The organism is Pseudomonas syringae group sp. 247E2 (assembly GCF_032587795.1).
Lineage (GTDB): Bacteria > Pseudomonadota > Gammaproteobacteria > Pseudomonadales > Pseudomonadaceae > Aquipseudomonas > Aquipseudomonas amygdali.
The window spans coordinates 43,282-57,084 of the sequence record NZ_JAWHPK010000001.1; the positions used below are offsets into that span (position 1 = coordinate 43,282).

Sequence of the window (13,803 nt, forward strand, 5' to 3'; positions counted from 1 at the left end):
GCGGGTCACTTGGTGGTTTGGGAGAAGGAAACGAGCTGGCGTTGGCCACTCTCGATATCGAACAGCAAGGGCGCGGGATGGATGGCAAGTCGAATCTGGGTGCCGGGCATCAGATGCTGCCGTTCGGCGAGACTGACAACACAGCGTGTTCCGGCCAACTGGCAATACAGCAGGCTGTGGCTGCCGAGATTTTCGGAGGACTCCACGGTGGCGGTGACGCCTGTCTGGCCGAGCACGACGGTCTCTGGGCGCAGGCCCATCAGCCATTTGCCTGTCCGGTTGCTGGCAATGCCGAGTTTGATGGGCAGGCGTTGTCCGTCGGCCAGTATCAGAACATTGTCGTCCAGGCAGTGCACAGGCAGCAGGTTCATGGGCGGGGTGCCGATGAAGCTGGCGACGAATATGCTGGCGGGTTGATCGTAGATGTCGGTGGGCGTGCCGATCTGCTCGACATGGCCCTTGTTGAGAATCACCACACGCTCGGCGAGGGTCATGGCCTCGGTCTGATCGTGGGTGACATACAGAATCGTCGCACCGGTCTGCTGGTGCAGGTTACGAATCAACAGGCGCATTTCATGGCGCAGCGCGCTGTCCAGATTGCACAGCGGTTCATCGAATAGCAGCACCGGCGGTTTGCGGATCAGCGCCCGACCGATCGCGACGCGCTGACGCTGACCGCCGGAAAGCTCTCCGGGCTTGCGTTGCAGCAACTCCTCCAGCCCCAGCGAACTGGCACACTCGTGAATACGCTGTTCGCGCTCCTTGCGTGAGATGCGTGCCAGCTTCAGCGCGTAACCGATGTTGTCGGCGACGCTCATGTGCGGGTAGAGCGCGTAGTTCTGAAACACCATGGCGCAGCCGCGTTCTTTGGGCGGCAGACGCGTCACGTCGCGGCCACCCATCAGAATCTGCCCTTGGCTGACCTCCTCCAGCCCGGCGACCATGCGCAGCAACGTGGACTTGCCACACCCGGATGGGCCGAGGATGACGTTAAGCTCGCCCGCCTTGAAAACCAGATCGAGCCCGTGAAGGATGTGCCCTGAGCCATAGGTTTTGTGCAGGCCCTTGAGGACGATATCCGGCGCGCAGGCAATAGGGGTGAGCGCGTTCATTTACCGACTCCGATCAGGCCTTTGACAAACCATCGCTGCATGAGCGCAATGACGAGGATGGGGGGTAGCATGCTGACCACGGCGGCGGCCATCAGCAGGTTCCATTCGGGGACCTGGGTTGCATCGGTCGGCAGAAAGCTGGCGACGCCCAGCACCAGCGTGCGCATGTCCTCGCGATTGGTCGCGACCAGCGGCCACAGGTAGTCTTTCCACGCGCCGATGAACACCAGCGTGCCGAGCGCTGCGAAGTTGGTCTTCGACAGCGGCAGCAGAATGTCGACAAAAAAACGCCAGGGCCCGGCACCGTCCATACGTGCGGCCTCGACCAGTTCGGCGGGCAGCGTCTGGTAAAACTGCCGGAACAGAAAGGTGCCGGTGGCTGAGGCAATCAGCGGCAAGGCGAGCCCGGTGTAGCTGTCGAGCAGGTTGATGGTCGGCACCGGCAGCCACTGGATGCCCAGCCATTGCAACAGGTTGCGTAGCGGTCCGAGCAGGTCGCTGGCCACCGCATACGTGGGGATGATGCGTACCTCCAGCGGCAGCAGCAGAGCGCCCAGCACGGCAAAGAAGATCACCGAGGTGTAGCTGCTGCGAAAGTACACCACGGCAAATGCTGTCAGCGCCGAAAGTGTCAGCTTGCCGATTACCACCAGCGTGGCGACCAGCAGGCTATTGCCCAGCAAGCGCAGCAGGTCGAGGCGTCGGGTGACTTGTTGCAGGTTCTCCAGCAGTTGGTCGCCGGGTATCAGCGCAAGGCCGTGGGCGAACAGTTGTGGGTTGCTGACCGTTGCCGAGCAGACTGCGACGTACAGCGGCCCCAGGGCGAACACCAGCCCGAGCGTCAGCAGCAGGTAAGCGCCCGCGTCGATCAGCCGGTGACGCTCGATCATGCTTTCACCCCACGGCGCTGGAAGCGGGACAAGAGTTTGAACTGAGCGATGCTCAGCGCTACAACTGCCAGCAACATAAGCACTGACAGTGTCGACGAACCTGCCAGATCCAGGCCCATGAAACCGTCGGTGTAAATCTTGTAGGCCAGTACGTTGGTGGTATCGCCGGGCCCGCCGTGTGTGAGGGTGTCGACCAGTCCGAAGCTGTTCGACAGGCTTTCCAGCAGGTCGATGACAAACACGAACAGCAGATAGGGCGCAATCAGCGGCAGCTGTATGTCGAGCATGCGTCGCAACGGGCCTGCCCCGTCCAGTGCGGCGGCGGCGAGGTAGTCATCGGGGACGGATTTCAAGCTGGCGACCAGCATCACGAAGTTGAACGGCACCAGGCACCAGGCATAGGCCACGATCAGCAACAACATGCTCTGCATCGGGCTGGCGTAGGGTGCCCAGGTGCCGGGGGCAATCGCGTTAAGCCAGGCGAAAATACCCATCACCGGATTGGCCAGCACGTGAAAGACAATGCCGATGGTGGCGCCCGATACCGCGTAGGGCCAGATCAGCAGATTGCGAAACACTGCGTTGCCGCGCAGTTTCAGTTCAAGGCACAGCGCAAGCACCAGTGCGATGAGGATCGAAAGCACAACGCTCGACAGGCTGAACACCAGCGTCGAGCCTAGCGACGCGAGCACGCCAGGGTCTCTCAACACTCGCCAATAGTTGCTCAGGCCGACAAAGATTTCGTTACCGCCGAAGGGCGGCACCAGATGAAACGACCACCAGATTGCCTGGACTGCAGGCCAATAAAAGAACAACCCGAGGGCCAGCAATTGGGGCAGGGCAAACAGCAGCGCCAGGCGCGGTTGCGGAAAATGCGCCCGAGGTTTCATGGCGTTGCCCCGTCTGACTCGTTGCTGGCCTGGGCCTGATGCATCTGCTGAAACAGACTGAGCAATTCGTTGGCGCGCAGCGTTGTCTGACGCAGGGCGTGTTCAACGCTCTGGCGACCGGCGAGCGCGTTTTCCATTTCCTGCGACCAAACAAGACGCATCAGCGTGATAAAGCCGCAGCGCAAAGGCGTAGAAGGCTGGCCGTCAATGTCGTGAAGTGCCGCAAGCCCGACCATTACGGCCGACGGCTCTCTGCCTGCGGATTGCAACCGTGCCGCTGCCGCCTGAGTAACTGGCAGGTAGCCGGTCCGGGCACTGAACACCAACTGATTATCCGGTTGCAGTACGAACGCCAGAAACTCCGAGACCAGCCGATAATCCCGCGCGGCATGCCCACGCATCACCCACAGCGAGGAACCTCCGGGAGCGTTGGTACGGCGTTGGGTGTTGGCGTAAATCGGCAGTGCTGTGACATCGATATCGGATTTGAGCGTGCTGTGCACGATATTCCAGGCACCGGTGGAGTCGATCAGCATGGCGCAGTCGTCGGTGGCGAAAGCCAGCGCCTGTTGACCGCTGCGGGTCGAATCCTCGTGCACCACCAGACCTTCGGCGGTCCATTGCGCCAGGTCGTTCATCAAGCGCAGGTGGGCACCTTTGTCGAACTGATAGCGTTCGGTGCCAGCGGCGCGAACCGCAACTTCGGTGCCTTGCGCTGCACTGGTCTGCTCCAGCCAGATCCACGGCGAAAATTCGCTGACGACAGGGCATGCGTGGCCGTTTTTCTTCAAGGCCCGCAAGGCTGTAGCAAATGCTTCCCAAGTGGCGGGGGGCTCGCTGATACCTGCCGCGGCCAGGGCATTTCGGTGCGTGTAGAGCACGGCGGTGGACGCCGCAAAAGGCTGGGCCGCCAGAGCGCCGTGATCATCGGAGTAATAGCGGCGCAAGGCTGGCAGAAAGGTGTCGTCGGAATAGGCCCTTTGATGACCGGCCATGATGGCCTCGACAGGCAGAGTGGCACCGCCCAGTAGCATGTCAGGCGTGGCCACGTCGTAAATTTCGACCAGAGCCGGGCCTATGCCTGCGCGGTACGCTGCGACGGTCTTCTGCAGCGTCTGCTCATAACTGCCCTGGCGGATACAGTGCAGGCGATCCCCATCCTCACGCTGTGCATTGAAGCTTCTGCACAAATCTGCGATGGCACTTCCGGCCGCGCCGCCGTGGCTATACCAGAACTCGGCGGGGGCGGCGAAGACCTGAGCAGCGAACGGCAGCAGCGCCAGCATGGAAAGCGTCTTACTGATGAAAGGCATGAGGACACCCACAAGAACTCAGTGCCATTTAATACAGCTTGTGTGTAGTATTTGTGACCTGCGCGACTTTTATTAAATTTTCATGATGGAAGTGTGCAATGGGTGGCGGGCGATACACTGCTTTACACGCCCACTGTTTTAATCCTCCCCTGATTTGTAGATTCCATGCCCCTCGACCTCGATACGCCACTTCATGCGCACCAACCGCTGAGCCTGAATGAACGCAAATTGCTGGATATCCTTCGCCGTCGAGGTGTGATCACCCGCGCCACGGTTTCGACCGAGATGGACCTGGCTCAGCAGTCGGTGCACCGCCTGATCGAAGAACTGATCAGCCGAGGCCTGCTGCGCAGCGGCGAGCGAGTGAAGAACGGCCGTGGTCAGCCCAGCCCGCGCATTGAGCTGGTCAACGAGGCGGTGTATGTCATCGGCGTATCGATCAATACCGATTCGGCAGTGGTCTGCATCGCCGATCTGGGCTGCAATGTGCTGGAACAGGTCACCTTGCGTACGCCGCCGTTGAGCCGCAACAGCACGCTGGATTCGCTTGATCAGACCATCGAACGCATGCTTCAACGCAATGGCATCGAGGCGCAACGAGTAATTGGCATGGGCTTCGCCATCGCCGGTTTTTTTCTTGAGAACCGCCAGATCAATGCACCTGAACCGCTGCGCGATTGGTCATTGATTGACTTGCAACCGATACTCGAAGAACGCTTCGGCATGCCGGTCTGGCTGGAAAACAACGCCACCACTGCGGCCATCGGTGAAAGCCTGGTGGGCGTGGGGGCCTGGGCCAGCAACTTCATCTACCTGTCGTTCAACTTCGGTTTCGGCGCAGGCGTGGTGATCAACGGCAAACCGTATTTCGGCAGCCACGGCAACGCGGGCGAGATCACCCTCTACAACGACGAAGAGTCGATAAACCGTCCGGCCTTGCGTTACCTGCTGGATGAATTGCATCAGAACGGCGTACAGGTAGATTCAATCGAAGACCTGCGCCTGCGCTTCGACCCCGACTGGCCCGGCGTGGACACTTGGCTGGCACGCGTCAAACCAACCCTGGATCGTCTGGTTAACGCACTGGCGGGCCTGTTCGATCCACAGGCGGTAGTGTTTGGCGGGCAATTACCGCCAGAGCTGGGCAGACGCCTGATTGCGGCAACGACTTTCTGGGGAGCCCACCGCTACAACGCGCCACCGCCTCGGCCTCAGTTATTGCTGAGTGAGACCAATGGCGATGCGGCGGCTATCGGGGCGGCACTGGTGCCGTTGAAAGAGCGGTTTTTTGTTTGATCTGTCGTCAACAATAACTCATTGCTGGGTACTGCACGTTGCGGCCGAGGCAATGGTCATGCAGCAAAAGCCACCTCGGCCTGTCCAGTTCAAGGCTATCGCCCGGACGCGGCAGGCAGGTGTGTTGGCTGGCCGATTAATATTTCTTCATGCAGTCGGTGCTTAAGATTCAAGGTTGTCGGCCGATCATACTATATTACTGAGCTTAAGTTATTGCTCATCACCGTTGGGTAAGACGTTAGTCTGCATGTGGAGTTGACAAGTGAAGTTATGCTTGGGCTGCAAAGCTATAATGGTTGTCCTGTCGTTTGCCTTGTCAAATGTGGCCGCGTCTGAAGAACTTAAGGTTTACAACTTTTCGCCTGTCAATCAGTACAATCTTAATCTGTCAGCCAGTTTTTGGAATCCAATCATAAAGTATGTGTCCGACAAAAGCGGCGTGAATCTCACGCTGAAATTAGGTCGAACATCCTCTGATACAACAAGTTATGTGCTCGCGCAAGAAGTTGATTTCGCTTTTACTAACCATCTTTTTAGCCCGGAACGCGACAAGATGGGCTGGAAGGTGTTTGGTCGCCGTGACGCGCCTGCCCTTGAGGGGCAGATCGTGGTACCTGCCGACTCGCCCATTCATAGCCTTTCGGAGCTAGAGGGCAAGGAAGTCGTGTATCCGGGACCGGAAGCGTTCATCGCTTATAAAGTCACAAACTCGGAATTGGTGAAGAAAGGGATCAGTACGTCTACCGTGTTTGCCGGAAACATGGATGGCGCTTTCAGCCAACTCTTTAGTGGCAAGGCTCAAGCGATGGGGGCCAATTCACAGCTTGTAAGTGGCTACACTGAGAGAGAAGGTAAGTCGTTCCGCGTGCTGTGGAGTTCGGCCTCGTTCAATGACCTGGCCCTCATGGCATCCCCTCGGGTTTCTAAAAAAGAACGTGATGCGGTAGCCAACGCATTTTTTAATATGCAAAACGATCCCGACGGTAGCAGGGTTCTTCGTGAGGCGACCGAGCTGGTCCATGCACCGGCACCGATTACCTTCATTCCTGCGACGGAAGCGGATTATGCGTCCTATCGTGATTTTTATAACAGTTTGCCAGCAAAACTTAAGTAAATAATTTCAACTTTAGCTGGAGAGGCTGTTAATGAATTTCTTTAAAAGCCTGCTGCCCAAATCACTGACGTCGCGAATACTGGCGATGTTATCCATTCTAATACTGACTTTTTTGACGACAGGGCTGGGGCTGTTTTATAAAAACCAGCTGCTTCAGCATATTGAAGAGATACAAGACACCGCTAACATGCTGATCGAGGTCGCCGCGCAAGCTGTAGAGGAAAGCGTCGTCATCGGCGATTACGACACCATCAAAAGGACCCTCGAAAAAACCTTGGCTCGCTCGCCGTTCAAGTCGGCCGTGTTTATTGACCTGTCGGGTGGCGTCATTCGCCTGCAGGCAGCCAGTGCGCCTGTTGGAAGGGCCCCTGCGTGGATAGAGTCCGAAGTCGCTGCGAGATTATTCGATGTCAATCGCCCGATTACGGTCGGCGGGAAAGATTATGGCGTGATGCGTCTGTCTTTTAATGCCGAGAGAATTGCTACCGAACTCTATAGCCTGGTGATTCAGGCGACACTGTTTGCAGTATTTTTTTTACTGATCAGTCTGATTTTAATGGGGTTCATGATCAAGCGTTCGCTTGCCCATCTGGGCAAACTTCATTCGTATGAGGCAGAAATCGCTTCAGGCGCAGTGGCCGCTGAAGCTATGTTGGTTGCTGATGCCCCCATGGAAATACAGGAGGCTATAAAAGCGGTAAACCGCACTGCCGCCAGTATGCGCAATCACTTTGGCCTGCGTATCGACTCGCTGATGAATACCTTGGTGCAGCATAAAAATGCCCTTGATGAAGTTTCAATCGTTTGCGAAGTTTCGGCCTCCGGACGTATCACCTACGTTAACGAACGATTCGTAAAAAGCTCGCAGCATTCGCGAGCGGAGCTTTTAGAGCTGAAGATCGATGAAGTCTGGACCGGCATGTCTTCAGCCTCTGAGCCGTGGCGATGGGTACCTGAAAATGAGGTGTGGAACGGTGAGGTCAGGCTTTCGGGGCGTACCGGTAAGGACGCATGGCATCGACGCACCATAATACCTATTCTCGATGACATGGGCGGCGTTGAAAAATATATTTGCATCGATATCGATATTACTGTTCGAAAGGAGTTTGAGGTCGCGATTCTGGATAACTCCAGAAGGCAAAACCTTATCGCCTTGTTTGGTCAGCAGGCATTGACAGAAGAAAACGTCAGTACACTGGGTGAGCTGGCAGCACTGACTGCTGCGCAAGGATTAACATTGAGCAAGGCGGCTTTATTAGTCGTTGATCGAGTGAGTCATGGGGTCATCCTCAACGCGGAGGTTGGCTTGAACCACGTGGAAGTCCGCAGTGGTTATCACAATGATTTTTTGAACGGTACTGCTTCTTCCACCGGGTGTGTCATTGATTCTGATACACCTGATAACAGGTACACGCTGCTGCCGGATGAAACAGTGGAGGCTTGCGGTATTAGAAGTGGTCTAGAGATTGAGATATCCTGCAGGGAGGTTTTCAAGGGCGTTCTTGGGGTGTATGCCAGCACTGACTACTCCTTTACACGTGAAGATGTGAGCTACCTTCAAACACTTGCTAACCTGTTGGCCGCCGCGCTTGAGCGGTATGACGCCAAGAAAAAGCTAATCTATCTGGCCGAAAATGATTCGCTCACCCATCTGCCTAATCGCTGGTTTCTTAGCAATTATCTGCGCGAGATAATCAGTCGGAAAACGTCAGTGCCAGATGCAGTCAGCGTCATATTCATCGATTTGGACAGATTCAAAGCAGTGAATGACACCATGGGGCATTCAGTGGGCGACCAATTGCTTATACAGGCGGGTCGACGCTTGAAAGACTGCATTGATGAAAACAGTGTGGTTGCGCGGCTGGGAGGCGACGAGTTTTCTATCGTCGTTACCCATCATGTTTATTCCGAAAGCCTTATAAAAACCCTTGCGAACCATGTTGTTGAAGCGTTGGGGAAACCATTCAATCTGGGCGGTCAGGATGTATTTGTTTCAGCGAGTGTCGGTATCGCCAATTATCCGTTTGATGGGCGTGACACTGGCGTTATCCTGAAGAATGCGGATACCGCCATGTACCATGCGAAAAAAAGTGGCCGTAATAACTACAAGTTTTACAACGCCACAATGAATGAAAGTTTGGTTCGGCGCTTGCAAACTGAAACGCTATTGCGGGGTGCGCTTGATCGTGATGAGTTTATTCTACATTTTCAGCCAAAGGTCAGCCTCACCGATGGCAGGATAAGTGGTTTGGAGGCTTTGCTGCGGTGGAATCACCCGGAGCAGGGTATGGTTTCTCCGGCTGAGTTTATCCCTATTCTTGAGGACACCGGCCTGATAATTCCTGTCGGCGAGTGGGTTATCCGCAACGTCTGTGAAACCATAAAAAGCTGGGAAGAAAATAATGTCAGGCAGGTACCGATCGCCATCAATCTGTCCGTCAGGCAGCTTCAGGTAAAAGGCCTGGCTGAGACCATCAAGCACATTGTTAAGGGGTACGGTATCAACCCCGCTCTTTTAGAATTCGAATTGACCGAGTCAATGCTGATGATCGATCCCGAGTCGGCGGTTAACATACTTCGAGATATAAAATCGTATGGTATAAGCCTTTCGGTCGATGATTTCGGAACGGGCTATTCGAGTTTGGCTTACTTGAAACGATTCCCTCTTGACGCCCTCAAAATTGACAGGGCGTTCATAAAAGATATAACGAGCAATCATGAGGACGCCGCTATCACCAGAGCGGTCATCGTGTTGGCGCACGAATTGGGTCTTAAAGTCATTGCAGAAGGCGTCGAAACAGTCGACCAGTTAGCGCTGCTTGTGACGTATGGCTGCGATCAAATGCAGGGTTATCTTTTTAGTAAGCCTGTCATCATTGAAGAGTGTGCTTCTATGATTAAATCGTCACGTAGTCTGAGCTTGTTGGAAATACCTGCTTGAGAACCGCGAGCATGAGAGTTATTCGTAGCAAAGACTTCACCGCACTCAAGCTTGGGCAAGCAACGCCACCAATACTAGATTTTCTTTCACTGCATTTCCTTGCCTGAGTTATTTGAGGGCGTGATTATCAGGAACCTCAGATTCAAGGGCAATGCTTGATAGCCAGCGGGTCCTACATCCTCAGCGCTATAGCCTCTGCCACAAGACACTCCAGTGCAAACTGCTCGGTATAGGTCATCTGAATCGGCGTGGTTTCGCCTTTGACGGTCCTTTCCCCATCCAGAATGTAGCGAATGCGCTTGTCAGTCACACCAATGCGTTTTGCGATCCACGAAGGTGTTTGTCCGATGCGCGAAATCAGCTTGTCGGCATATTCGGTGGACGGGTTATAGAGTTCTGCGTTGGGTGTCATGGGGTGTCCAGATGAAGGTCAGGCGCTGTATGTCAGGGGAGTATGCAGCACGATGGCGTATTCGTCGCCATTGAGGTTGGCAACCCGCGCAGTCGTGCAGAGACAGGTACATTGCTTTCGCGAGCAAGCTCGCTCCCACAAGAGCCTGTCTCCAAGAGCAAGCCGCGCGACGTAATTCAATGTAAGTGGCAGATGGGGCGATCCTTCGCCCGCTTTCAGTCAGCATCAATCAAAGTTTCACGCCCAGTGTTACAAACGCGCTGCGTGGCGTGCCCACCTGCAGAATCTGCAAATTGCCCGCCGGGTCGGTCGCTGCGCTGGCGTCGGTGTTGAGGGTGGAGATGTAACGCTTGTCGAACAGGTTGACCATGTTCAGCGAGACGGTGGTGTCTTTGATGGCATCGAGCTTGCCGAAGTCGTAACCGAGGTTGGCGTTCGCTACCCAGTAGCCGCTGACACTGGAGTCGTTGGTGTAAGTGTAATAGCGCTTGCTGATGTAGTTGCCCTGCATGCCGGCATTCCAGTGCTCCCAATTCCAGTCCAGGTTGCTGGAATACATCAGCTTGGGCGTATCGACGACTGTTTTGCCTTCCACATGAACGGTGCTGCCGCCGCTGGCATAGTCGTCGTCATAAGTGCTGTGGTTGTAGGACATGGAGTTGGACCAGCGCCAGTGCTCGTCGGGTGTCAGGCCGAATGACAGTTCCAGGCCCCGACTGGTGACAGAGCCGACGTTGGCAACGCCGTTCTGGCAGATGACGATGCCGGTACAGTTGGTGATGGCCACCAGGCGATTGTCGAATTTGGTGTTGTAGACCGCCGCGGATGCCGAATACAGCTTTGTGCTGCGGCGTACGCCCAGTTCAGCGGTTTTCGAGGTTTCGGGTTTGAGGTCCTTGAAGCCGTTCTGCGCATCCACTGCGGTCTGCGTGGTGAAGAACGGGCTGTAACCGCCACTCGGAAAGGCCGCCATGTTTTCCGAATAAGACGTGAACACTTCATCGCTGTCATTGAGTGTGTAGGTTGCGCCCACTTGCGGCAAAAACCTGTCCCGCGCTTCCAGCGAACCGCTGGCATAACCGCCGCCTTTACCTTCGGCAGTGGAGGTGGTGACAGTGTTCTTTGCGCCGAACTCAAGCTTGAGTCGGTCATCGAGCAGGGTGTAGGTGTCGCGCAGGAAAAACTGTCGGGTCAGGTCGTTGTAGCTCTGGTCCAGTACCGTAGCCGCCTGCCTCAGGCCATTGGTTTTGACGATATGGTTTTGCGGAGTCGCATTGGTGGTATCGAACAGGTAACGGGCGATGTCGTTCTTGTTCGATTGAATCCAGAACCCGCCCTGAATTTCATGCTGGCCCAGGAAGTAGGTCAGCGAACTCTGGAAGCCGGTTCGATCAATGCCATACACCGTGCTGCGAATCGAGTTGCTGGGGACAGTGGTCGAGCCGCTGGTAAAGATGAACGGATAGTACGAATTGCCCCGGCCCGAGTCATGGTGGTGATAGACCGTGGCGTCCAGCACCAGATCATCGGTGAGCGAGAAATTGCCGTTGAGGATGTCCAGTTCGTCGTCGCGCAGGCTGCTGGCGTTGTAGGTCGCATCGCCTGCGCTGGTTACGCCGCCGGTGTAGATGCCGTTGGCCGCATTGACCGCGCGGGTCCAGTCCGGGGTGTAGTAACTCCAGTTGTAGCCCAGACGCTGGATGATGCTCTTCGACAGACTGGGCAGATTGGCTTCGTCGTGAGACGAGGTGCTGTGGAAAAAGCTCACGCGGTTTTCGCCGAAGTTGTAATTGACCTTGGCGTTCACAGCGTCGGATTTTTGCGGGTTGTCGTGACCTTTCCAGGCATCGGCGTCGTACTTTTCTCCCGACACATAAGCGGACAGACCGTTGTATTCGCCTGTGTCGACGCGCATGAAAGTGCGCGAGGTGTCGTAACTGCCCAGGGTCTGTGACAGTCGCGCGCCGAATTCCTTGTCCGGATTGGAACTGGTGAACTGGATGGTGCCGCCCAGATCGCTGTTCGATGCCGTGCCCAGCGAACCGATGCCTGGAGCCACTTCGCTGGCGGCGATGTTTTCCGCGATGATCGCCCGGGTGATGCTCAGACCGTTGAAGTTGCCGAAGCTCATGTTGCCAAGCGTGACGCCGTCCAGCGTGTAGCCTAGGTGGTGCATGTCAAAACCGCGCAGGCTGATGCGCTGGCTGCCTTCTTCACGACCCAGCGGGTCGCCGGACTGGAAGTTGACTCCCGGTAGCCGTTGCAGAACTTTCAATGGGCTGGTGCCTGCGGAATAAGCGCTTACGTCCTTTTGCGTGACGCGTTGCACCTGCCGGGTTTCGCCCTGGCCAATCACTGACACCGTGCCCAGTGTCACGGCAGCGGTGTCGTCGCTGGTGGGCACCGTGACTGAGGTTGGCACATCGTCATCGGCCTGAATGAACGGGCTGATCAGGCACAGTGAATTCAATGAAACCAGCAACGCAAGGCGCGTTATCGGGAATCGAGAAGCACGCGGTATCGATCGATTGTTCATGAAAAGGTTTTCCTGGGGCGTCAGGGCGCCGCGCTTGCGACGGGGAATCTGCAGGACGGTGTTAGCGTTGACATGAGTCCAGTTCGCCCTTCAAGACGTACGAGTCTGTCGTGTTTTCGAGGGGCTCGTTTCAACGAAAGGGCTCGTTTGAACTGGGGGTGATATTAATACTCGCTGTGTGTATTAATTATGACCAGTGGCGTGTTATCCCGATTTTTCTGCCGGTCAATGCCGACTCGGCGTGTTGGCAGTTGGTCGTAAATTTCATTAGGCAAGGCGTCCGTTGCGATGCTATCTGTCCAGACTCAGTGGGTTCAGCCCAATCGTGAATACGTATTTCCGAAGGCCGGGCAACAGGGCATCACCCTCTGAATCCGCGGTTTGCACCTTGGACTGAAACGGGAGAACTCGATGAAATTGCTTCGTTACGGTGAAAAGGGCCAGGAAAAGCCAGGCCTGCTTGATGCTGCCTACCAGATCCGCGATCTGTCCGCACATGTCACGGACATCGCTGGCGAGGTGTTGAGCCCGGCAGGCCTTGCCAGCCTGGCTGCGCTTGATCCCGAAAGTCTGCCTTTGGTGGCGGGCCGACCGCGCATCGGGGCGTGCGTCGGGCAGGTCGGCAAGTTTATCTGCATAGGCCTGAACTACGCCGACCACGCAGCCGAATCGCGGATGGAAGTGCCCAAGGAACCCATCATATTCAACAAGTGGACCAGCGCAATTTGCGGCCCGGACGATAACGTCGAAATTCCTCGCGGTTCGCTCAAGACTGACTGGGAGGTCGAGCTGGGCGTGATCATCGGCAAGGGCGGGCGTTATATCGACGAAGCCGTTGCCATGGAGCACGTTGCCGGTTATTGCGTGGTCAACGATGTGTCGGAGCGCGAGTGGCAGCTTGAGCGCGGCGGAACCTGGGACAAGGGTAAAGGCTTCGATACCTTTGGCCCGATAGGTCCTTGGCTGGTGACCCGCGACGAGGTTGCCGACCCTCACTCGCTCGACCTGTGGCTGGAGGTTGACGGTCATCGTTATCAGAATGGCAATACGCGCACGCTGATTTTCAACGTGCCGCAACTGATCGCCTACCTGAGCCGTTGCATGAGCCTGCAACCGGGTGATGTCATCTCCACGGGTACGCCGCCGGGTGTGGGCCTGGGCGTCAAGCCAGAGCCTGTCTTCCTGCGCGCAGGGCAACGCATGCGCCTGGGGATTGCGGGGCTGGGCGAGCAGAATCAGTTGACCGTTCAGGCCGACTGATTCGCTGCCTGCGGGGAGTCGGCAACCGACTCCCTGTTA

At 56.2% G+C, this 13,803-nt stretch carries 10 protein-coding genes; 4 read left to right on the plus strand and 6 right to left on the minus strand.

The annotated features are described in order from the left end of the window. Positions 1 to 5 precede the first annotated feature (5 nt). Genes RYC18_RS00280 through RYC18_RS00295 form a run of 4 tightly spaced genes read right to left on the minus strand, consistent with a single transcriptional unit; the run spans position 6 to position 4,205 of the window. Positions 6 to 1,112 (minus strand): sn-glycerol-3-phosphate ABC transporter ATP-binding protein UgpC, encoded by a 1,107-nt coding sequence (locus RYC18_RS00280; protein ID WP_316882022.1) that lies wholly within the window; start codon positions 1,110 to 1,112, stop codon positions 6 to 8. Beyond that, on the minus strand, positions 1,109 to 2,002 hold the full coding sequence (locus RYC18_RS00285) for an ABC transporter permease subunit (protein ID WP_316882023.1): 894 nt from the start codon (positions 2,000 to 2,002) through the stop codon (positions 1,109 to 1,111). The genes RYC18_RS00280 and RYC18_RS00285 overlap by 4 nt, the downstream gene beginning before the upstream one ends. Continuing rightward, entirely contained in the window at positions 1,999 to 2,892 is an 894-nt protein-coding gene (locus tag RYC18_RS00290; RefSeq protein WP_005745974.1) for a carbohydrate ABC transporter permease, read from the minus strand. The genes RYC18_RS00285 and RYC18_RS00290 overlap by 4 nt, the downstream gene beginning before the upstream one ends. Beyond that, entirely contained in the window at positions 2,889 to 4,205 is a 1,317-nt protein-coding gene (locus tag RYC18_RS00295) for an extracellular solute-binding protein (RefSeq protein ID WP_004667316.1), read from the minus strand. The genes RYC18_RS00290 and RYC18_RS00295 overlap by 4 nt, the downstream gene beginning before the upstream one ends. A gap of 165 nt (positions 4,206 to 4,370) precedes the next feature. On the opposite strand from RYC18_RS00295, the gene RYC18_RS00300 reads away from it, so the two are divergent. The 3 genes from RYC18_RS00300 to RYC18_RS00310 all read left to right on the plus strand — a co-directional run bounded on the left by RYC18_RS00300 (position 4,371) and on the right by RYC18_RS00310 (position 9,556). Further along, complete coding sequence (locus RYC18_RS00300) at positions 4,371 to 5,501, plus strand: ROK family transcriptional regulator (RefSeq protein WP_005745972.1); 1,131 nt, start codon at positions 4,371 to 4,373, stop codon at positions 5,499 to 5,501. A gap of 292 nt (positions 5,502 to 5,793) precedes the next feature. Next, entirely contained in the window at positions 5,794 to 6,615 is an 822-nt protein-coding gene (locus tag RYC18_RS00305; RefSeq protein WP_010195080.1) for a phosphate/phosphite/phosphonate ABC transporter substrate-binding protein, read from the plus strand. 31 nt (positions 6,616 to 6,646) lie between these two features. After that, complete coding sequence (locus RYC18_RS00310; protein ID WP_316882024.1) at positions 6,647 to 9,556, plus strand: putative bifunctional diguanylate cyclase/phosphodiesterase; 2,910 nt, start codon at positions 6,647 to 6,649, stop codon at positions 9,554 to 9,556. A gap of 172 nt (positions 9,557 to 9,728) precedes the next feature. Here RYC18_RS00310 and RYC18_RS00315 read toward each other — a convergent pair whose 3' ends face one another. Then, on the minus strand, positions 9,729 to 9,968 hold the full coding sequence (locus tag RYC18_RS00315; protein ID WP_003317071.1) for a hypothetical protein: 240 nt from the start codon (positions 9,966 to 9,968) through the stop codon (positions 9,729 to 9,731). A gap of 229 nt (positions 9,969 to 10,197) precedes the next feature. Continuing rightward, entirely contained in the window at positions 10,198 to 12,504 is a 2,307-nt protein-coding gene (locus RYC18_RS00320) for a TonB-dependent receptor (protein ID WP_316882025.1), read from the minus strand. A 411-nt stretch (positions 12,505 to 12,915) separates the two neighbouring features. Here RYC18_RS00320 and RYC18_RS00325 point away from each other — a divergent pair, with 411 nt between their 5' ends. Next, entirely contained in the window at positions 12,916 to 13,764 is an 849-nt protein-coding gene (locus RYC18_RS00325) for an ureidoglycolate lyase (RefSeq protein WP_057404485.1), read from the plus strand. Positions 13,765 to 13,803: the final 39 nt, after the last annotated feature.

Excerpts from the sequence above, each read along its gene's own strand:
- RYC18_RS00305 (WP_010195080.1), top strand. The coding sequence starts at position 5,794 with ATGGTTGTCCTGTCGTTTGCCTTGTCAAATGTGGCCGCGTCTGAAGAA.
- RYC18_RS00290 (WP_005745974.1), bottom strand. The coding sequence starts at position 2,892 with ATGAAACCTCGGGCGCATTTTCCGCAACCGCGCCTGGCGCTGCTGTTT.
- RYC18_RS00280 (WP_316882022.1), bottom strand. The coding sequence starts at position 1,112 with ATGAACGCGCTCACCCCTATTGCCTGCGCGCCGGATATCGTCCTCAAG.
- RYC18_RS00310 (WP_316882024.1), top strand. The coding sequence starts at position 6,647 with ATGAATTTCTTTAAAAGCCTGCTGCCCAAATCACTGACGTCGCGAATA.
- RYC18_RS00320 (WP_316882025.1), bottom strand. The coding sequence starts at position 12,504 with ATGAACAATCGATCGATACCGCGTGCTTCTCGATTCCCGATAACGCGC.
- RYC18_RS00295 (WP_004667316.1), bottom strand. The coding sequence starts at position 4,205 with ATGCCTTTCATCAGTAAGACGCTTTCCATGCTGGCGCTGCTGCCGTTC.
- RYC18_RS00315 (WP_003317071.1), bottom strand. The coding sequence starts at position 9,968 with ATGACACCCAACGCAGAACTCTATAACCCGTCCACCGAATATGCCGAC.
- RYC18_RS00285 (WP_316882023.1), bottom strand. The coding sequence starts at position 2,002 with ATGATCGAGCGTCACCGGCTGATCGACGCGGGCGCTTACCTGCTGCTG.
- RYC18_RS00300 (WP_005745972.1), top strand. The coding sequence starts at position 4,371 with ATGCCCCTCGACCTCGATACGCCACTTCATGCGCACCAACCGCTGAGC.
- RYC18_RS00325 (WP_057404485.1), top strand. The coding sequence starts at position 12,916 with ATGAAATTGCTTCGTTACGGTGAAAAGGGCCAGGAAAAGCCAGGCCTG.